Source organism: Leclercia adecarboxylata (assembly GCF_023639785.1).
GTDB classification, from domain to species: Bacteria; Pseudomonadota; Gammaproteobacteria; order Enterobacterales; family Enterobacteriaceae; genus Enterobacter; species Enterobacter adecarboxylatus_D.
Window position 1 is genome coordinate 2,518,496 of sequence record NZ_CP098325.1, and the last position, 18,767, is coordinate 2,537,262.

Below are 18,767 nucleotides of genomic sequence, written 5' to 3' on the forward strand. Positions count from 1 at the left end.
AATGATGTTTCTGGAGAAGTTATGAGTCAGCAGGATGCCGCTAAAGAGCAGGCCAATACCCGGAATAATTTACGCGTGGTGTCAGTGTTCGCCGCGGCCGCCATCGGCATCGTCGGCGTGCTGGTGATCCTCTACGCCTGGCAGCTACCGCCCTTTACCCGCCACGCGCAGTTCACCGATAACGCCTACGTGCGGGGCCAGACCACCTTTATCAGCCCCCAGGTGAACGGCTACATCACCGAGGTGAAGGTGCAGGATTTTGTGCAGGTCAAAAAGGGCGACCTGCTGTTGCAGATTGACGACCGCATCTACCGCCAGCGCGTGCATCAGGCCGAGGCCCAGCTGGCAATGAAGATAGCCGCCCTGAATAACAATTTGCAGCAGCGTAAAAGTGCCGAAGCGGTGATCCAGCGTAACGATGCGGCGCTGAAAAACGCCCGGGCCCAGAACCAGAAGACCCAGGCCGACCTCAGGCGGGTGAAGGATCTCACCGCCGACGGCTCGCTGTCGATTCGCGAGCGGGATGCTGCGCTGGCGAGCGCCGCCCAGGGCAGCGCGGACATCGACCAGGCAAAGGCCACGCTGGAGATGTCGCGCCAGGATCTGCAAACCGCCATTGTTAACCGCGCCGCGCTGGAGGCCGACGTCGAAAACGCGAAGGCGGCGCTGGAGCTGGCGCAAATCGACCTGCAAAACACCCGCATCGTCGCCCCGCGCGACGGCCAGCTCGGGCAGATTGCCGTGCGCCTGGGTGCCTATGTGACCGCCGGAACCCATCTCACCACCCTGGTGCCGCCGCAGCACTGGGTGATCGCCAATATCAAAGAGACCCAGCTGGCGAACCTGCGCGTCGGCCAGCCGGTGAAATTCACCGTCGATGCCCTGAATGATAAAGCCTACGAAGGCCGGGTGCAGAGCATCTCCCCGGCCACCGGGGTGGAGTTCAGCGCCATTACGCCGGATAACGCCACGGGTAACTTCGTGAAGATTGCCCAGCGCATTCCGGTGCGCATTGAGGTACTCGGCAAGCCGGAAGAGTCGGCCCTGCTGCGTCCGGGGATGTCGGTGCAGGTGACGATTGATACCCGGGAGGCGAAATGATCCGCCGCCCGCTTGTTGCCCTGATGGTCGCCGCCGCCCTGAGCGGCTGCCAGTCGGTGGATGTCGCCCCGGCAAAACCGACCTTGCAGATCCCCGCCCAGTGGCGCGCCGCGACGGGGCCTGCCAGCCCGGCAGAACAGCAGTGGTGGCGCAATTTTCATGACAGCCAGCTAAACCACTACGTTGACCAGGCCCTGCGCAACAACAGCGACGTGCTGATCGCCCGGGAGCGGATCAACGAGTATCAGGCCCGGGTGTATGCCGCCGACAGCAGCCTGTTTCCGAGCCTGGATGCCGAACTGAACGCGGGTCGTGCCCGCTCCCAGTCGGCGGCCACCGGTTTGCCGGTCTACGGCGCGCTGTACAGAGGCAGTCTGACCGCCAGCTATGACGTGGATATCTGGGGCGTTAACCGCCGTACCAGCGATGCCGCCGAGGCCACCCTCGAGGCGCAAAAGGCGGCCGCCGCGGCCGCGGATCTGACCGTGGCCTCCTCGGTGGCCTCCGGTTATGTCACCCTGCTGGCGCTGGACGAGCAGCTTAAGGTCACGCAGTCGACCCTGAAGGCGCGGGAGGAGGCGTTTAACCTGGCGCAGCGGCAGTATCAGACCGGTTACAGCTCGCGCCTTGAGCTCATGCAGTCCGACTCGGAGCTGCGCTCGACCCGGGCGCAGATCCCCCAGGTGCAGAACCAGATTGCCCGCCAGGAGAATGCCCTCAGCCTGCTGCTGGGCAGCAACCCGGGGTCCGTTGCCCGCAGCGTCGATTTCGATGCCCTGACGCCGCTGCGTATTCCGTCGCAGCTGCCGTCATCATTACTTAATCGTCGTCCTGATATTGTGCAGGCGGAACGCCAGCTCATTGCGGCGGATGCCACGCTTGCCGCCTCCCGCGCCAGCCTGCTGCCGTCGATCAACCTCACGGCGACGGGATCGATTCAGGATCGCACCCTGCCCGGCCTGCTGGATAACCCGCTGGAACTGTGGAGCGTTGGCGGCAGTATTCTGGCGCCGCTGCTGAACCGCCAGGCGCTGAACGCGCAGGTGGACGTTTCCCAGTCCCAGCGCAACCAGGCGCTGTACAGCTATGAAAAAACGGTGCGTAATGCCTTTAAAGAGGTGAACGACAGCCTGGATGCCATCACCCGCTACGGCGAGCAGCTCTCCGAGCTGCTGGCGCAGCAGGAAGTCGCTCAGGAGACATTGCGCATCGCCCGGAACCGCTATCGCAACGGCTATTCATCTTATCTGGACGTGCTGGACGCCCAGCGCACGCTGTTTTCGGTGCAGACCAGCGTGGTGCAGGCGAAAAATAACCTGCTGCTGGCGCAGATCGATCTGTATAAGGCGCTGGGCGGCGGGTGGTCGGCATAAAATACCGGGCTCTGTGCGGCCTGATGCCCTCTCCCACAGGGAGAGGGAGCAAACAAATGTAGGCCCGTGCAAGCGTAGCGCCGCCGGGCAATGCTCTCACAATAAGGGGTCAATCTATGCAACAACAGTGGTCTGCCGTAGATAATTACATGATTTCCGAGCTTATTCCTCAGGATGAGGTGCTGCAAAAGGTTCTGGAGAATAACCAGCGTGCGGGGTTACCGGCTCACGATGTGGCCGCCAATCAGGGGCAACTGCTGGCGCTGTTCGTGCGTATGACCCAGGCGAGGCGCATTCTGGAGATTGGCACCCTGGGGGCCTACAGCAGCATCTGGATGGCACGCGCCCTGCCCGCGGATGGCAAGCTAATCACCCTGGAAGCTGACCCAAACCATGCGGCCGTTGCGCGGCAGAATATTCATCTGGCGGGGCTGGATCAGCGCATCGAGCTGATTGAAGGTCCGGCGCTGCGCTCACTTGAGCGCTTCGACAGCATCCCACCTTTTGATCTGATTTTTATCGATGCCGACAAACCCAACAACCCGGGCTATCTGGAGTGGGCGCTGCATTATTCCCGTCCGGGGACATTGATCATCGGCGACAATGTGGTGCGCGACGGCGAAGTGGTGAATGGTCAGAGCGACGACGCCCGGGTGCACGGCGTGCGACGGTTTATCGAGATGATCGGAGACAACCCGCGACTCACCGCCACCGCGTTGCAGACGGTGGGGGTTAAGGGGTGGGATGGGTTTACGCTGGCGATGGTGAACGATTAAGGCATTGTGCGCGCTGATGCCCTCACCCCGGCCCTCTCCCACGGGGAGAGGGAGAAAACCGTAGGCCGGGCAAGCGCATGCGCCGCCCGGCGGTTTTACGCTGAGATCTGCTCCATCGCCTGCAAAATACGCTTATCGGATATCGGGTACGGCGTCCCCAGCTGCTGGGCAAAGAAGCTGACGCGCAGCTCTTCGATCATCCAGCGGATCTCCTGCACGTCTTCGTCATCGCGGCGGGCTGGCGGGAGCTTATTCAGCCACTGCTGCCAGCGCTGCTGCACCGCTTCCACCTTCAGCATCTGCGCCCGGTCGCGGTGCGGGTCGATGGCCATCTTCTCCAGACGCTTTTCAATCGCCTGCAGGTAACGCAGCGTATCCCCCAGCCGTTTGTAACCGTTGCCGGTGACAAACCCGCGATAGACCAGCCCCGCCATCTGGGCTTTCACGTCCGACAGCCCCAGCGCCATGGTCATGTCCACCCGCCCTTTCAGACGTTTGTTGATATTGAACACCGCGGTGAGGATCTGTTCGACCTGCTTCGCAATGTTAACCACCGTCTCGTTGAGTTCGGCGCGCACCTTCTCGTGCAGCTTCGCAAAGCCCTCTTCCGTCCATACCGGGCCGCCCGCGGCATGGATCAGCTGATCCACACCGCAGGAGATGCAGTCGTCGATCAGATCCAGCACCTTGCCGTACGGGTTAAAGTAGAGTCCCAGCTTGGCTTTGTTCGGCAGCTTCTCGTGCAGATACTTGATCGGCGACGGGATGTTTAACAGCAGTAAACGGCGCAGCCCGCGCCACATCGCCTGCTGCTGCTCCTGCGGATTATCAAACAGCTTGATCGCCACGCTGTCGCGCTCGTCCACCAGCGCTGGCCAGGCTTTCACCTTGTAGTTGCCGCGCTTCTGCTCGTAGCTTTCCGGCAGCTGACCGAAGCTCCAGATATGCAGCCCGCTCTGCTCGATGCCATCGTCGGCCACGGCAGACAAGGTCTCCTGCACTTTGCCTTTCAACGCCTCTTTCAGCTCGCTCAGGGAACGGCCTTCCTGTAGCTTTTTGTTTTTGTCATCCACGACCCGGAAGCTGATTTTCAGGTGATCGGGCACCTGATCCCAGTGCCAGTCTTCCCGGTCGATGGTGACGCCCGTCATGCGACGCAGCTCGCGCTCCAGCGAATCCAGCAGCGGCAGCTCCAGCGGCGTGGCCCGCCCCAGAAATGCCTCGGCGTAGTTCGGCGCAGGCACAAAGTTGCGACGCACCGGTTTCGGCAGGGACTTAATCAGGGCGATAACCAGCTCGCGGCGCAGGCCTGGAATTTGCCACTCAAAACCGCTCTCCTCCACCTGGTTAAGCAGCGGCAGCGGGATGTGAACGGTCACGCCATCGGCGTCGGTGCCCGGCTCAAACTGGTAGCTCAGGCGCAGCTTGAGATTGCCCTGATGCCAGAAGTTCGGGTAATCCAGCTTGCTGACCTGCTCCGCCCCCTCTTTAATCAGCATGCTCTTTTCAAAGTTGAGCAGATCCGGGGTCTCGCGGCTGACCTTTTTCCACCAGCTGTCAAAGTGGCGGGCAGAGATCACGTCGTGGCTGATGCGCTGGTCGTAAAACTCGAACAGCGTCTCGTCATCCACCAGGATATCGCGACGGCGGGTTTTGTGCTCCAGCTCTTCCACTTCGCTGCGCAGCTTGAGGTTTTCCCGGAAGAAGGCGTGACGGGTCTGCCAGTCGCCTTCCACCAGCGCATGCCGGATAAACAGCTCTCGCGAAAGGGCCGGATCGATCTGGCTGTAGTTGACCTTACGCGCGGCCACCACCGGCAGACCGTAAACGGTGACCTTCTCGGTCGCCATCACCGCCCCCTGCGCCCGCTCCCAGTGCGGCTCACTGTACGAGCGTTTCAGCAGGTGCTGCGCCACCGGCTCGACCCACTCCGGATCGATGCGCGCGGCAATGCGCCCCCACAGGCGGCTGGTCTCCACCAGTTCCGCCACCATCGTCCACTTCGGCGGCTTTTTGAACAAGCCGGAGCCCGGGAAGATAGAGAACCGGGCGTTACGCGCTCCGGTAAACTCCTGCTTGTCGGCATCTTTCATGCCAATATGCGACAGCAGACCGGTCAGCAGTGCGATATGCACCTCGCGGTATTCCGCCGGTTCGCTGTTCACCGGAATGCCCAGCTCTTTCACCACCTGACGCAGCTGGGTGTAGATATCCTGCCACTCGCGCACCCGCAGGTAGTTAAGGAAATCCAGCTTGCACTGGCGGCGGAACTGGTTCGACGACAGCGCTTTCTGCTGCTCGCCGATGTAGTTCCACAGGTTCACGAAGGCGAGGAAATCGGACTCTTTGTCGTGGAATCGGCGGTGCTTCTCATCGGAAGCCTGCTGTTTATCCATCGGACGCTCGCGCGGATCCTGAATGGAGAGCGCCGAGGTGATGATCATCGCCTCGCGCACGCAGCCGTGTTTTTGCGCCTCCAGCACCATTCGCGCCAGACGCGGATCCACCGGCAGCTGGCTGAGCTGGCGCCCCATTTGCGTCAGCTTGTAAACGGTGGCCTGCTCGTCGGTGGTGATCGCCCCCAGCTCCTCCAGCAGGCGCACGCCGTCCTGGATATTGCGTTTGTCCGGCGCTTCCACAAACGGGAAGGCGGCGATATCACCCAGCCCGAGGGCGGTCATCTGCAGAATGACCGACGCCAGGTTGGTACGCAGAATTTCCGGGTCGGTAAACTCCGGGCGCGACAGGAAATCGTCTTCCGAATAGAGACGGATACAGATCCCTTCCGAGACGCGCCCGCAGCGGCCTTTACGCTGGTTGGCGGAGGCCTGGGACACCGGCTCAATCGGCAGGCGCTGCACCTTGGTGCGGTAGCTGTAGCGGCTGATACGCGCCGTGCCGGGGTCAATCACATACTTAATGCCCGGTACGGTGAGGGAGGTTTCCGCCACGTTGGTCGCCAGCACGATGCGGCGGCCGCTGTGGGACTGGAACACGCGGTTCTGCTCGCTGTTGGAGAGGCGCGCGTAGAGCGGCAGGATCTCGGTATGGCGCAGGTCGCGCTTGCTGAGCGCGTCGGCGGTATCACGGATTTCGCGCTCGCCGCTCATAAAGATAAGGATATCGCCCGGGCTTTCGTTCCCCAGCTCGTCCACCGCGTCGAAAATGGCCTGCAGCTGATCGCGCTCGGTGTCGTCGGCGTCTTCCACCATCGGGCGGTAGCGCACTTCAACCGGGTAGGTACGACCGGACACTTCGATAATCGGCGCATTGTTAAAATGACGCGAAAAACGTTCCGGGTCGATGGTCGCCGAGGTGATGATGACTTTCAGGTCCGGACGACGCGGCAGCAGTTCGCGCAGGTAGCCCAGCAGGAAGTCGATGTTCAGGCTGCGTTCATGCGCCTCATCGATGATGATGGTGTCATACTGCATCAGCAGACGGTCCTGCTGGATCTCCGCCAGCAGGATCCCATCGGTCATCAGCTTGACCATGGTGTTGTCGCTGACGTGATCGCTGAAGCGCACCTTATAGCCGATGCAGCCCCCCGGCTCGGTTTGCAGCTCTTCGGCAATACGGTTCGCCACGGTCCGCGCCGCCAGACGACGCGGCTGGGTATGACCGATCAGCCCCTTGAGCCCACGCCCCAGCTCCATACAAATTTTTGGCAGCTGGGTGGTTTTACCGGAGCCGGTCTCCCCCGCCACAATCACCACCTGGTGATCGCGCACGGCTTCAAGAATTTCCTGCTTTTTCTGGCTGACGGGCAGGTTTTCCGGGTAGGTGATCGCCGGGCGTGCGGCTTCGCGCAGCACGACCTTACCTGCCGCCTGTTCAATCTCTTTCGCCATCTCCTGGAAAATGGCCTGTTGTGCATCAGGATTTTTAACCTTCCTGGCCCCGTACAGACGGCGGGCAAAGCGCTGTTTGTCACGCAGCATCAGCGTGTCCAGCTGTTGCATAAGCATCGGTAAGGTTAATTTTTGTTGTTCTGTCATAGCGTTAACGGGCAGTGCACTGCCGGATAAAATCTCTTTTTAATGATTGATATAGAGTACCACATCGGCGGTTTTTACGCCTTATTCAAAAATTTCGAACATAGACTTCGATATATTGCGCTATCCCTGCGACAGGATTGTGAATAGAGTGTCAGCAAGCAACGGGGCAACCCCCCTCATCAAATACAACAAAGGAATCACCCATGAGCAAAGTATTAGTTCTTAAATCCAGTATTCTGGCAGGGTACTCTCAGTCTGGTCAGCTGTCTGATTATTTCGTTGAACAGTGGCGTGAACAGCACAGCGGTGACGAAATCACCGTCCGCGATCTGGCCGCTCAGCCGGTACCGGTCCTGGATGGCGAACTGGTTGGTGCCCTACGTCCGAGCGATGCCCCACTGACCCCACGTCAGCAAGAAGCGCTGGCCCTCTCTGATGAGCTGATTGCCGAGCTGAAAGCCCACGACGTGATCGTGATTAACGCGCCGATGTACAACTTCAACATCCCGACGCAGCTGAAAAACTACTTCGACCTGGTGGCGCGTGCGGGCGTAACCTTCCGCTACACCGAGAAAGGACCCGAAGGTCTGGTGACCGGTAAACGTGCGATCGTGCTCTCCAGCCGTGGCGGTATCCATAAAGATACCCCAACCGACCTGGTTGCGCCGTACCTGACCCTGTTCCTGGGCTTTATCGGCATCACCGATGTGAACTTCGTGTTCGCGGAAGGTATCGCTTACGGTCCGGAAGTGGCGAACAAAGCCCAGACCGACGCGAAAGCGGCTATCGACAGCCTGGTTGCTGCATAAGATTTCCCACTCCCACCGCCCGGTGGGAGTTTTTTTACCCGCTATACCTGATAAATCAATGCATGGAACAGCCGGAGGAAAATTACAGCAGAAAGAGAGAGAATAAATAACAGCATTAAATTGAACCGCCAATAATAATGCGCTGTTGCAATATTATCATGTTGAGACACATCATTGCAGACACCCACAATTATTAGTAAAAGCGCGACACCAATTGGCATATAAAAATATATATCTGTAGATGCGGTCTTTGCAAAATAGCTTACCATCACTATGCAGGAAAAAAACGTTCTTCTCCATGAGAGTATCGTTCTCTCATACTGCAATCCTTTATCCAAATGCTCACCTGTCACGTGACCTAAAACATAAACAACGATAAAAAAACAGCAATTATTAATAAATACAATGCTAGAAATGGCATGAATTTAATCAATTTAAGCGCACGAGAATGGCGCATCGCTATTTCATTGGTTCGCCAACGTAACCATGAGATAAGTCCTGTCAGCCCACCAAAGATGGTTAATGATAATGCAAGATAACGCCAATATTCCGGCACATTATAATGAGAAACCAACTGTTCCAACGCAATAGCGCCCGCCAATAGTGCGAGTGCGGTTCTTATCCAGGCCAGAAACGTTCTCTCATTTGCCAGGGAGAATCGATAATCAGGCTGGTCTCCTTCCTCCCACCAGGGTGTTGTTGACTTTTTAAAGAGTGATTGCCAGCGTTCACGCATAATTTAACCTGTCAATATGTCGATGATAGCAGTACTTATTGTAGATACCAGCGATGGCTCGCATCGCCGGTATCTCAATTACAGTTTTAGTTCGATTCGGCGGATCGGTCCCATCAGGAACAGATAAGCAATGACCGCTAAAATAGCGTGCGCAGCAACAAAGATAAGAACGCCATCAAATGAACCGGTCATCGCGATGATATAACCTGCTGTGATTGGCATGACCACTCCCGCAAGACCACCAATACCGTTGAAGATCCCGCCAGTCAAACCAGCAAACTCTTTTGGACACGAGTCGGAGACAACTGCCCAGCCTATCGCAGCCAATCCTTTTCCATAGAAAGCCAGGGTCATGATCGCGATCACGGCCCATTCCGCTTCAACGAAATTACACAACACCAGAGAGGAGGCCAGCGTCATGCCCAGAACGAAAGGCGTTTTTCTCGCAACGGTCAACGATGCTCCGCGTCTGATCAGAAAATCGGAAAGCAAACCACAACAGATGCCGCCAAGAAAACCGCAAATCGCAGGTAAGATAGCCACAAAGCCAACTTTCATAATCGGCATGCCTCGGCCCTGAGCGAGGTAAATTGGAAACCAGGTGGTAAAAAAATAGGTCAGTGCAGTATTGGCGTACTGTGAAAAATATGCAGCCAACAACAGGCGATTACTGAGTAATTGCTTCACATGGTGCCAGCGTACTTTGACCGGCGGAGCGGCATCATTACTGTCCATATTGGTCAGTGCACCACCTTTTTCTACATATTCAATCTCAGCGGCAGTTACCCGCGGATGCTTTTTAGGACTGTAAATGAGCTTTGGCCAAAAACATCCAAGAACGATGCCAATGCCGCCCATCAGAATAAATACATATTCCCACCCGTAGGCAGTAATCACCCATGCCATGACAGGAGAGAAAACCGCTAAGGAGAGATACTGAGCCGTATTAAAGATCGCGGTTGCCGTTCCACGTTCAGCTGAAGGAAACCAGGCGGTGACGATGCGACCATTGGCAGGGAACGCGGGGGCTTCAACAAGGCCAAGTAAAAAACGAATAGCAAAAAGCAAGGCAAAGGCGGCTGCTGCGTGTACTAAACCAACGGCCCCCTGCACCACGGTAAATGCAGACCAGAGAATCAGACTTAATCCATAAATCAGCTTGGAACCAAAGCGATCCAGAAGCCATCCACTTGGAACCTGAGCGATAGCATATGCCCATGCAAAAGCTGAAAATAGATAACCTAACTGAATTGCGCTAAAGCCTAACTCCTGCTGCATTGCAGTGCCAGCCATCGACAGAGTAGCCCTGTCGGCATAATTTATGGTGCTCACCAGCAGCAAAATTGCCAGAATGCCATATCTCACACGCCCAGTGTTAACTGCTTTAACCGCAGATTTTGCCTGTGCAATAGAATTATTCATATCTGCTATCCTTCACTCACATTCGTGTAATTAAAAATTTGTGAAAGGTACGCGACCGAGAAGATTAATCAAAAATCCCCAGAGCATTGTCGTTTGATTTATTAATCATCACTCAAGTCAAACCGGTAGTAGAGTTCCTTAGGTGCATCGGACTCCTTCATGAGTTCAATGATAAAAGACTCCATTTTTTTCTCGACCTCGTTATCAGTGATTCTTGTTTGTTGCAGTGGGTCTGAAACTAAATCATAAAGTCGTGTCTGCACATCAATCTGAACACCTGCCCCCTGTCGATTATAAACTGGAGATAAAGGTGTCGAAGGTGTTTTCATGACTTTAACACCTTTAGTAAAATTAAAGGGTTCAGACAATGTAGCATCCTTTAATTCATCAATACTAAAAAAACCCTGAATATGCGTCGGCATCAGCGTGTATTGATTAAGGTTACCCCCATGAATATCTTTTGGATACCGGAAGTAGGTGTAACGTCCATCGGTGACATTAATAGCGGCGCCATGCAAACCATATATTCCTGCTTGTCTTACAGGTTTATCACTTTCAATAACGTCTATCAGCGATTTCCCTTGAACTTCCGATGGAATGGAAGCGCCGAAATAATCAAGGAAAAATGGCATCAAATCGATGGTCTGCGTTAATGAACTTCTCCTTCCTCCAGACTTATTCAAATGTTCAGGGTGAGAAATAAACAGGGGAATATGCGCTATTTCATTATATACTGGCATCATATTTTTTCCCCAAAGATCACGCTCCCCCAGTAAGAACCCATGGTCTGTGGTAACAACGAGTAAAGTGTCCTTCCATAGATTATGTTCATCAAAAAAATCCAGCACTCTTCCCAATTGATAATCACAATGCGCAATCGTTGCGCGGTAATTAGCTCTGAGTTCTGCAATCTCTTCTGGCGTTTCCTCTACGGCACCATATCTTGGCCAATCGAGCGTAGGGCCACGATACTCTGTTGGGAAATCTTTTCTGAAATTATCCGGTACCTGAAACGGTTCATGAGGATCAAAAGTCTCGATCTGCAGGAACCAGTTATCAGCCTTGTGATTAAGGGAAAGAAACTCTAAACCGCTATCAAATGTTTGCACGGCAGGATATTGTTCATAATCTTTATAAAACTCCCTGTTTACAATGTTACGACGCAGTTTATGTCTTAATGCAATGGCATATTGTGAGGGGTGATATTTTTGTTCCCACTCAGGCAAAGGATCGACGATACCTTTCCAGGCATCTTTCTCCTGGCCACGAATCATTTCAACACTGTCATAACGGGTGTGATAAGTTGCCCCACCATCTTCCCAGTAATGCGAATGGTCTGATACGAGATGCGAATATACGCTACATTCTTTACTCAAAATCTCTGGAAAAGCATTATCAAAAGGCTCAAGTGGCCCCCACGAGCGATGAAGAAAATTATAACGACCGGTAAGCAACTCCCGGCGTGCTGGCATGCAAGGCAAGCTTCCAACATAGTGGTTATCAAATGTCAGACTATTTTTAGCTAATCGGTCAAAGTTGGGCGTTTTACCGCCATCCTGATTGTAGGGGCCAATTGAACCCAAATTTAACGTATCAAACAAAATAAACACAGCTTTCATTTCGCGGCTCCGGTATTTTTATACTGCATTTTTTATAGCAAAATGATTTTCCATAGTGAAATGATGGTTTTTTATGGGGCGATAACAAATTAACATTTTTCACAATATTTTGTGACAAACATCATATTCCCGGAGAAAAACTCTTAGATGCTGCGAAAAAAAATTCAATGATGAGCGATGTCTTAATTTTTATAAGGACACCGTCGTGTTTCATGAAATTGATTCTCTAAGGGTATTCATGGCCTTATGTCAGTCCTCCAGTATACGCCAGGGTGCTGATAAACTTAACCTAACACAACCTGCAATTAGCAGGAGGGTGCAAAAACTTGAAGATGAATTAAACGTTAAGCTCTTTAAGAGAACCGCGCATGGAATTGAACTTACTGAATGCGGGGATATTCTTTATCGGTACGCACTACAAATTGATAGTCTTTGTACCCAAGCTAAAACTCAAATCGAAGAGTGCTCCACAGGCCGTGTGGGTGAAATTCGCATTGGTGCAGGACCAGCATGGTGTAGATCCATTCTGCCAAAAGTAATTTCTCACTTACATCAACAGCATCCTTTATTAAAAATTTCGTTAGTTTCCGGGCTGAATGGGACAACAATGGCAATGCTTGCTGAAGAAAAATTAGATCTGGTCATTGGCACGTTACAGCCTGAACTTAATGACAATGATACATATATATATGATCTTTTAAGAGAGAATGAACTTAAGGTTTTTGCTGGCCAGAATCATCCCTTGCATAATAAAACAAAAGTGGAACTTGGGGAGTTGTTATATTATCCGTGGATCAGTTTAACTGGCTCCTCAGTAGGCAATTCGGTATTAACAAAACTGTTTAGTAAAGAAAACTTACAATGCCCAAAATATGATGTTGAAACATCGTCCTTACAAGCCGCCCTCGCAATTATTAATGGCAATAATTTTTTAATCGTACTTCCAGATTTACTGGAAGCAGATCTTGCGAAACAGGAAGTCAAACCACTTAACTTGCAGATATGCATTTTGAAATTTCCTAGTGGAATGATATATAGAAACAATGGCAGTAAAAGGCAGATAATGCAGTTGTTGAATAAAACAATTTCTGAACTATTATAAGGGCTATGGGATACAGAAATGAATAGTATCCCAGCCATTTATTATAATATTTGTGTTGAAACCAGCAACATAACGGATTCAGTTGAATTCGGGGGTACAGCAAGGTAATCATCTTTGACTCTTGCTGTTTCAATACAAAGCATTTCTTTCCATGCTTCGCCAGAAAACTGGTCAAGCTGTAAGGCACGCTTGTCATAAGGGTTCCACAAAACACATGAAGAACTGTTCAAAGAAGTAATGACTATTTTTCTCCTGTAGTAAGGATCAATTATTGCGATATCACCAGTTCGGTCAGTAAATGTTCTGGCCATCTCTTCATTCACGAAGGGTTCTTCATCCTGATTTTTAAGGGACCAAGCATCAAGAGCATCGTAATATTTGTGCGAGGCCAGCCCTTTTAATTTAATACTTTCCACATCTGAAACATGATAATAACTATGTAACGCCAGCGTGACAGACAACGGATAATTGTTTGGATTACAAACTGTCAGTGTTACCTGTAAGTTATCACTTATAATATATTCAATTTTTATATGGCAATTATGTCGCCATGCAAAATAGTCATTTTCTTTAATTCCCAAAGAAAAGGTCATTGTAACTTGGCCACCTGTCTCATTCAGACCCTCAAAATCCCATACAGATTGCCGGACTAAGCCATGAAATGGGAGTAGATCTGATCCTCCCTGAATTGCCATTTTTTTCACTGCATCAGGATTTTGTGTAAAATCTCCAAACCACGGAAAACAGACTGGAATTCCACCTCTCACAGGAACATCATTCATATACTCAGCGTGGGGATTTCCCCATATAATCTGTGGCTCTTCATGCTTGCCATATGACAATAGTTGCGCCCCCTGCTGCGATATCTGAGCCCTGATACTCCCCATTTTAATATCCCAGACATCAAGATGTCCTTTTTTAATTTTCTGAACAGGCATATGCTACCTCTGTTGATAACCTGGATAATCCCCGTTGTGTCTATCATTTTATTCTTAAATGTAATACTCAGCACTCATGCCAGTACAACCTAACACATTTTCATCATAAATATCCTGGCTCAATGCACCAGAATCAATGTTGCAAACTTTCATAAGTTATTAATTAACAGCAACCATTGCCTGTGTCGAATGATTTATTTTTATCGCGTGATGACTGAACAACATCAGAGTTATAAAGCACTATTGAAAATTTTGAGTCACCTACCGCAGCAATTTTTGAATTTCTTCCCGCTGTTGCATGAACACTCATCATTTCTACCTGCCCCTGCCCTTGGGCCGCGAGATTTGTCTTTATCAGCTACCCATTTCATAATCATATACGGTGGATAATGTTTTGATAATAGTTCACGCCAGGTATTCATATAAGGTGTGATGTGCTGGAAAAAGTGCTTATAACCTGAACAGAGATAATTATGTCCGCTATGACCGGCAGGAGATAGAGCAAATCGGTGTTTGGGGCACCCCCCGTGGCATACAAAAAGGTAATCACATCGGAGACAGTCTGATGTCAATGTTTCCCGTTTCACCTGACCAAACTCTTTCGCTTTTTCACTGATATTAATTTGTTTTATCGTTGTTTCATGAATATTTCCCAGCAAGTGCTCAGGATATACAAAATGATCGCAGTTATAAATATCTCCGTTCGATTCCAATGCAAAAGCATGACCACAGGTTTCTGAATGGACGCATAAAACGGGCCTTTGTCCTGTCCATGCGGCCAGCGATACATCAAACATTTGGACGGATACCCGGCTAACATCACGCCTTATCCAGATGTCAAAAATGGTATTTAGGAACTCCCCATATTGCCATGAAGGAACAGACCAGGGTGCCAGAGTGGCGCCACTTTCACCAGGAAGAACAAGGTTCAGGAGAGACGACTTTGCGGTGCTCATTCGCTCCACCAGTGGAATAAACTGTATGTAACGAGAACCCGACTGCCGAAGAAACTCATAGACTTCCAAACCATGCGCTGAATTATGCCGCCCCACAACAGTTAAGGTGTTGAAAGCTACATGATACGTTTTCAGCAATGACATCGCAGCCGTGACCTGCGCGAAAGTCCCTTTTCCAGCACGATTGACACGATATTGATTATGCAAATGCGCAGGGCCGTCAATTGAAAGTCCAATCAAAAAATCATTCTCGGCAAAAAACCGCGCCCACTTGTCATTTAGCACTATTCCATTCGTCTGCAGCGCATGTTTTATTCTTTTACCGCCGCTGTATTTTTTACAGAGCTCGATCACGCGTTCAAAAAAGGAAAGCCCCATCATTGTTGGCTCACCGCCTTGCCAGGCGAATAACACAGTGTTACCGACTTGTGCATCTATGTGTTGTTTAATGTAGAGTTCAAGTGTTATGTCTGACATTCGCCAATTTAGCTGCCGCTCAGGATATAACGCTTCTTTTTCCAGATAAAAACAGTATGTACAATCAATATTACATACTGCGCCTGTCGGCTTCGCCATCACTTGGCAACCTTTTATGGTCATGTTAGTCGTCTCTTTATAATAGAAAATTTACCTGTTTGTTTCCTAAGGCTAGCATAATCATTTCAGATGCAGCAACGAATAACATTACATTTTGAATAGCTATATAATTCACGAAATTAGATATTTTTGCATCTTACATGATCAGCATCACAAAAAAGATTTTCATATTAAGCTTCAGTGCTTACCTGTTTTGTTAGTCTGTTGAGCAATATAAAACTATTTTCCAGCAGACACGATTATGTGACTTCCGTTTATTATTTAACATTGCTAAGAATTTACACTGTGATATTACAGAGTGCGGGTCTCTTATTATTAACACTTCCTGAAGTAAAATCGCCCGGATCGTTGAATACAATGTACCAAATAGATTGTTTTACTGGTGATTCCAGCGGATCCTAAGTAGAGCTGGATGAAGGCGATCGGGTCCATCGTGCCCCCGTTTTTTATGCCTCCCGCAAACGTGCCAGCATACGGCTTCTACTGGTATAAATAATCGCGCATAACAGCAAGTTTCAAATTATCTATTTTCCCTTTTGCATGTTTTTTCAGTGAGGCTTGACTCACGTTCAATGTGCAGTATTATCTCTTATTGGAGAATATTGTCTCACATATGAGAAGAGCATATGAACAATCAGGACTACAGAGAGAGGCTGGCGGCACGTCTGGCGGCGTTACGCCTGACGCATAACCTTTCGCTGGAGGATCTCTCCACGGCGTCAGGGATAAGCCGGGCCTCGCTGTCACGCATAGAGCGCGGGGAAGTGAGCCCCACTGCGGAGGTGCTTAACCAGCTCTGTAGCGTCTACGGCATGACCATGTCCCGGCTGATAAGCGAAGTCGAACAGGTCGCTGACAACCTGTTCAGGGCTGAAGAGCAGAGCCTGTGGCACGACGAGCAAAGCGGATTTGAAAGACGCCTGTTAATACCGCCGTCGAATCCGTTCCGCTGTGAAATGATTGAGGGGAAATTACGCCCGGGCGCGTTTATTGAATATCTTCAGCCCCCCGTTCAGGGCCTCGAGCAATATATCTGGCTCTGTGAAGGGGAGTTAATTATTACCATGAACGCGGAAACATGGCATCTGAAAAAAGGTGACAGCCTGCGTTTTCACTTATCGGGCACCTCTTCATTCAGGGCGCATGAAAACCTCGGTGCAAAATACATTCTGGTGGTGTGTAAATCATGATTGAATATAAACGTCTCTCTGTAGATGATGCCCGGCAACGGTTCTCAGAATTAGGCGATGTCCTGCAGGCGTGTGTAAAAGACGGAGCGAGCGTGGGTTTTATTGACCCCGACGATCGCCCTGCTATAGATCGCTTCTGGGAAGGTAAGATTTCTGCGCTGGCCAGCCACGAGTGCGATCTGTTCATCGCCCTGAATAACGGCACGGCCGCCGCCACGGTGATGATTAACTACTGCGCGACGCCCAACGGCCGCCACCGGGCAGAAATTACCAAGCTGCTGGTTCACCCGCAGTCGCGTCGTCAGGGCATTGCGAGGCAGCTAATGATGCAGGCCGAACTGCGGGCCTGGGAAAAGGGGCTGGTGCTGCTGGTGCTGGACACGCGTAGCGGCGACGTCGCCAGCGATCTCTACCGCTCCCTTGGGTGGCAGACCGCCGGATCGATCCCCTTTTATGCGCAGTCGGTTGAACACTCCCTGGATTCGACCACGTACATGTACAAAGTCAACGAAACCCGTCGGGCATGACGACATAAAGACCAGCCCGACGGTGCTAAACCTGGCGGGCCGATTTTGGCCGCAGGTTCTCGTCAAACACCAGCCGCTTGCGATCCGGCTCCACCTCGTGCAGCGGCTCCACCTGATGCATCGTCTGTTTACAGCGATCCACCAGGGTCTGGTACTCCCGGGTGCCCTGCTGCTTCCACGCTTTCTCCTGCTCGCTGAGCACGCGGATGGCTTTAGCCGGGCTGCCGATAATCAGATGGTCGGCAGGCATTTCCGCTTTCGCTTTCACAAAGGCCGCCGCGCCGACAATACTGTTCTCGCCGACGATCGCCCCGTCCATGATCACCGCGTTCATCCCCACCAGCGCGTTGCGGCGGATCACGCAGCCGTGCAGAATGGCACCATGTCCGATATGCCCCTCCTCTTCCACCACCGTGTCCTGTTCGGGGAAGCCGTGCATGATGCAGTTATCCTGAATATTGGCCCCGTCTTTCACCACGATGCGGCCAAAATCGCCGCGCAGGCTGGCGTTCGGCCCCACGTAGACCCCCTTGCCGAGGATCACGTCGCCAATCAGGACCGCTGTCGGGTGGACATAACTCTCTTGTGGAACAACAGGTGTCAGACCATCGATTTGATATACAGGCACATAACCTCCGTTACGCAGACGTCAGGCCGCCAAAGCGCTGCCAGTAGGAGCTGCCCGGTGAGGGCAGTTCGCCCACCGAGGTCTCCCCTTTCTCACTGACGAACGCCAGCGCACCCGGCGCCACACGCTGATAAATGTTGATGCACAGCTGGCGGGCCGTCTGGCCTGCCCAGTGCGACGGGAGTAACTCTTCCGGCAGGAGCGGATCCTTAAGCACCACCCGGCGGTAAAAATGGATCAGCAGCAGCTGGATCTGGAAGCAGCGCTCCGGGGTCAGCTCCTCCGGCCTTGCCTCGCGCAGCAGAGGCAGCACCGGACGGAAAGAGTCGATAAAGGTTTCATACATCAGGTTCTGCTCGCTGAGCTGCCAGCACTCCTCCACCCGGGCGCGCAGCGCGGCGCGGGAGAGCGCCAGCGGGGAATGCGCTTCAAAGCAGATCACGTTGTCCGCCACGCCCGCTTCATGCAGCAGGGTTTGCACGTCCGCCAGCTGTTGCGACGGCGAGGCCATCAGGCTCGGCGCCAGGGTACCGAAGCCCTGCCAGATGAGCTGCTTTTTCACATCCGCCAGCGTAGCTTTGTCCATCCCTTCGGAGAGCAGCAGCAGCCACTTGCCGTCCCAGGCCGGAAGCTCGGCGCGGTAGATTTTGGTCTCGGCCCGACGGGTTAAGCGCAGCCCTTTGTCGCTCAGCCGGTAGAAGCTGCGACGGCCAATGCGGACCACATCCAGCCAGCCCTCCTTATTCAGACGGAACAGCGCGGTGCGCACGAAGCGCTCGCCAAATCCCATCCCCTCCAGCAGGGCCGCCAGGCTTCCCAGCCAGACTTCACCGCCGCGATGGGACAGGGCATCACCGTACAGGGAGGAGATCAGCGAGGTGCCGCTGACCGGAACGGAGCTGACTGCGTGCTGGATAAAGGCGTCGAGTTTACTCATGTGATTCATTCTGTTGTGATTATTTTTCCGGATGAATCATAGCACAGCTCCATGAAGG

At 52.4% G+C, this 18,767-nt stretch carries 16 protein-coding genes; 7 read left to right on the forward strand and 9 right to left on the reverse strand.

From position 1 onward, the window contains the following. Positions 1-21: 21 nt before the first annotated feature. From NB069_RS12025 to NB069_RS12035, 3 genes are all read left to right on the forward strand, one after another. Positions 22-1,101: an HlyD family secretion protein gene (locus tag NB069_RS12025; RefSeq protein ID WP_250583831.1), complete on the forward strand. Its 1,080-nt coding sequence runs from the start codon at positions 22-24 to the stop codon at positions 1,099-1,101. After that, complete coding sequence (locus NB069_RS12030; protein ID WP_250583833.1) at positions 1,098-2,474, forward strand: efflux transporter outer membrane subunit; 1,377 nt, start codon at positions 1,098-1,100, stop codon at positions 2,472-2,474. The genes NB069_RS12025 and NB069_RS12030 overlap by 4 nt, the downstream gene beginning before the upstream one ends. 116 nt (positions 2,475-2,590) lie before the next feature. Then, positions 2,591-3,250, forward strand: coding sequence for an O-methyltransferase (locus NB069_RS12035; RefSeq protein WP_434543585.1), 660 nt, complete (start codon positions 2,591-2,593; stop codon positions 3,248-3,250). A 95-nt stretch (positions 3,251-3,345) separates the two neighbouring features. Here the strand turns inward: NB069_RS12035 and hrpA are convergent, their stop codons facing one another. Beyond that, positions 3,346-7,248, reverse strand: coding sequence for an ATP-dependent RNA helicase HrpA (gene hrpA, locus NB069_RS12040; RefSeq protein WP_250583835.1), 3,903 nt, complete (start codon positions 7,246-7,248; stop codon positions 3,346-3,348). Between the two features lie 203 nt (positions 7,249-7,451). Here hrpA and azoR point away from each other — a divergent pair, with 203 nt between their 5' ends. Next, positions 7,452-8,057: an FMN-dependent NADH-azoreductase gene (azoR, locus tag NB069_RS12045; RefSeq protein WP_250583837.1), complete on the forward strand. Its 606-nt coding sequence runs from the start codon at positions 7,452-7,454 to the stop codon at positions 8,055-8,057. Between the two features lie 41 nt (positions 8,058-8,098). On the opposite strand, the gene NB069_RS22530 is transcribed toward azoR, so the two are convergent. From NB069_RS22530 to NB069_RS12060, 4 genes are all read right to left on the reverse strand, one after another. Next, positions 8,099-8,410, reverse strand: a complete 312-nt coding sequence (locus NB069_RS22530) for a DUF202 domain-containing protein (RefSeq protein ID WP_350223393.1) — start codon at positions 8,408-8,410, stop codon at positions 8,099-8,101. A 5-nt stretch (positions 8,411-8,415) separates the two neighbouring features. After that, positions 8,416-8,793 (reverse strand): YidH family protein, encoded by a 378-nt coding sequence (locus NB069_RS12050; protein ID WP_250583839.1) that lies wholly within the window; start codon positions 8,791-8,793, stop codon positions 8,416-8,418. Positions 8,794-8,871: 78 nt separating this feature from the next. Next, on the reverse strand, positions 8,872-10,215 hold the full coding sequence (locus NB069_RS12055) for an MFS transporter (RefSeq protein ID WP_250583841.1): 1,344 nt from the start codon (positions 10,213-10,215) through the stop codon (positions 8,872-8,874). A 101-nt stretch (positions 10,216-10,316) separates the two neighbouring features. Further along, positions 10,317-11,834, reverse strand: coding sequence for a sulfatase (locus tag NB069_RS12060; protein ID WP_250583843.1), 1,518 nt, complete (start codon positions 11,832-11,834; stop codon positions 10,317-10,319). 205 nt (positions 11,835-12,039) lie between these two features. Here NB069_RS12060 and NB069_RS12065 point away from each other — a divergent pair, with 205 nt between their 5' ends. Continuing rightward, positions 12,040-12,936 (forward strand): LysR family transcriptional regulator, encoded by an 897-nt coding sequence (locus NB069_RS12065; protein WP_250583845.1) that lies wholly within the window; start codon positions 12,040-12,042, stop codon positions 12,934-12,936. 41 nt (positions 12,937-12,977) lie between these two features. Here NB069_RS12065 and NB069_RS12070 read toward each other — a convergent pair whose 3' ends face one another. After that, positions 12,978-13,874 (reverse strand): D-hexose-6-phosphate mutarotase, encoded by an 897-nt coding sequence (locus NB069_RS12070; RefSeq protein WP_250583847.1) that lies wholly within the window; start codon positions 13,872-13,874, stop codon positions 12,978-12,980. Positions 13,875-14,131: 257 nt separating this feature from the next. Further along, positions 14,132-15,430, reverse strand: a complete 1,299-nt coding sequence (locus tag NB069_RS12075; protein WP_250583849.1) for an anaerobic sulfatase maturase — start codon at positions 15,428-15,430, stop codon at positions 14,132-14,134. A gap of 623 nt (positions 15,431-16,053) precedes the next feature. Here NB069_RS12075 and NB069_RS12080 point away from each other — a divergent pair. Both NB069_RS12080 and NB069_RS12085 read left to right on the forward strand, forming a co-directional pair. Next, positions 16,054-16,617, forward strand: a complete 564-nt coding sequence (locus NB069_RS12080; RefSeq protein WP_250583851.1) for a helix-turn-helix domain-containing protein — start codon at positions 16,054-16,056, stop codon at positions 16,615-16,617. After that, complete coding sequence (locus NB069_RS12085; protein WP_250583853.1) at positions 16,614-17,144, forward strand: GNAT family N-acetyltransferase; 531 nt, start codon at positions 16,614-16,616, stop codon at positions 17,142-17,144. Before NB069_RS12080 ends, NB069_RS12085 begins: the two co-directional genes overlap by 4 nt. 25 nt (positions 17,145-17,169) lie before the next feature. Here NB069_RS12085 and paaY read toward each other — a convergent pair whose 3' ends face one another. Continuing rightward, complete coding sequence (paaY, locus tag NB069_RS12090; protein WP_250583855.1) at positions 17,170-17,772, reverse strand: phenylacetic acid degradation protein PaaY; 603 nt, start codon at positions 17,770-17,772, stop codon at positions 17,170-17,172. 10 nt (positions 17,773-17,782) lie between these two features. Further along, positions 17,783-18,718 (reverse strand): phenylacetic acid degradation operon negative regulatory protein PaaX, encoded by a 936-nt coding sequence (gene paaX / locus NB069_RS12095; protein ID WP_250583857.1) that lies wholly within the window; start codon positions 18,716-18,718, stop codon positions 17,783-17,785. Positions 18,719-18,767: the final 49 nt, after the last annotated feature.

What these genes read in the sequence shown, in the direction of transcription:
- NB069_RS12025 (WP_250583831.1), top strand. Translation starts at nt 22, where the DNA reads ATGAGTCAGCAGGATGCCGCTAAAGAGCAGGCCAATACCCGGAATAAT.
- NB069_RS12030 (WP_250583833.1), top strand. Translation starts at nt 1,098, where the DNA reads ATGATCCGCCGCCCGCTTGTTGCCCTGATGGTCGCCGCCGCCCTGAGC.
- NB069_RS12035 (WP_434543585.1), top strand. Translation starts at nt 2,591, where the DNA reads ATGCAACAACAGTGGTCTGCCGTAGATAATTACATGATTTCCGAGCTT.
- hrpA (WP_250583835.1), bottom strand. Translation starts at nt 7,248, where the DNA reads ATGACAGAACAACAAAAATTAACCTTACCGATGCTTATGCAACAGCTG.
- azoR (WP_250583837.1), top strand. Translation starts at nt 7,452, where the DNA reads ATGAGCAAAGTATTAGTTCTTAAATCCAGTATTCTGGCAGGGTACTCT.
- NB069_RS12050 (WP_250583839.1), bottom strand. Translation starts at nt 8,793, where the DNA reads ATGCGTGAACGCTGGCAATCACTCTTTAAAAAGTCAACAACACCCTGG.
- NB069_RS12055 (WP_250583841.1), bottom strand. Translation starts at nt 10,215, where the DNA reads ATGAATAATTCTATTGCACAGGCAAAATCTGCGGTTAAAGCAGTTAAC.
- NB069_RS12060 (WP_250583843.1), bottom strand. Translation starts at nt 11,834, where the DNA reads ATGAAAGCTGTGTTTATTTTGTTTGATACGTTAAATTTGGGTTCAATT.
- NB069_RS12070 (WP_250583847.1), bottom strand. Translation starts at nt 13,874, where the DNA reads ATGCCTGTTCAGAAAATTAAAAAAGGACATCTTGATGTCTGGGATATT.
- NB069_RS12075 (WP_250583849.1), bottom strand. Translation starts at nt 15,430, where the DNA reads ATGACCATAAAAGGTTGCCAAGTGATGGCGAAGCCGACAGGCGCAGTA.
- NB069_RS12080 (WP_250583851.1), top strand. Translation starts at nt 16,054, where the DNA reads ATGAACAATCAGGACTACAGAGAGAGGCTGGCGGCACGTCTGGCGGCG.
- NB069_RS12085 (WP_250583853.1), top strand. Translation starts at nt 16,614, where the DNA reads ATGATTGAATATAAACGTCTCTCTGTAGATGATGCCCGGCAACGGTTC.
- paaX (WP_250583857.1), bottom strand. Translation starts at nt 18,718, where the DNA reads ATGAATCACATGAGTAAACTCGACGCCTTTATCCAGCACGCAGTCAGC.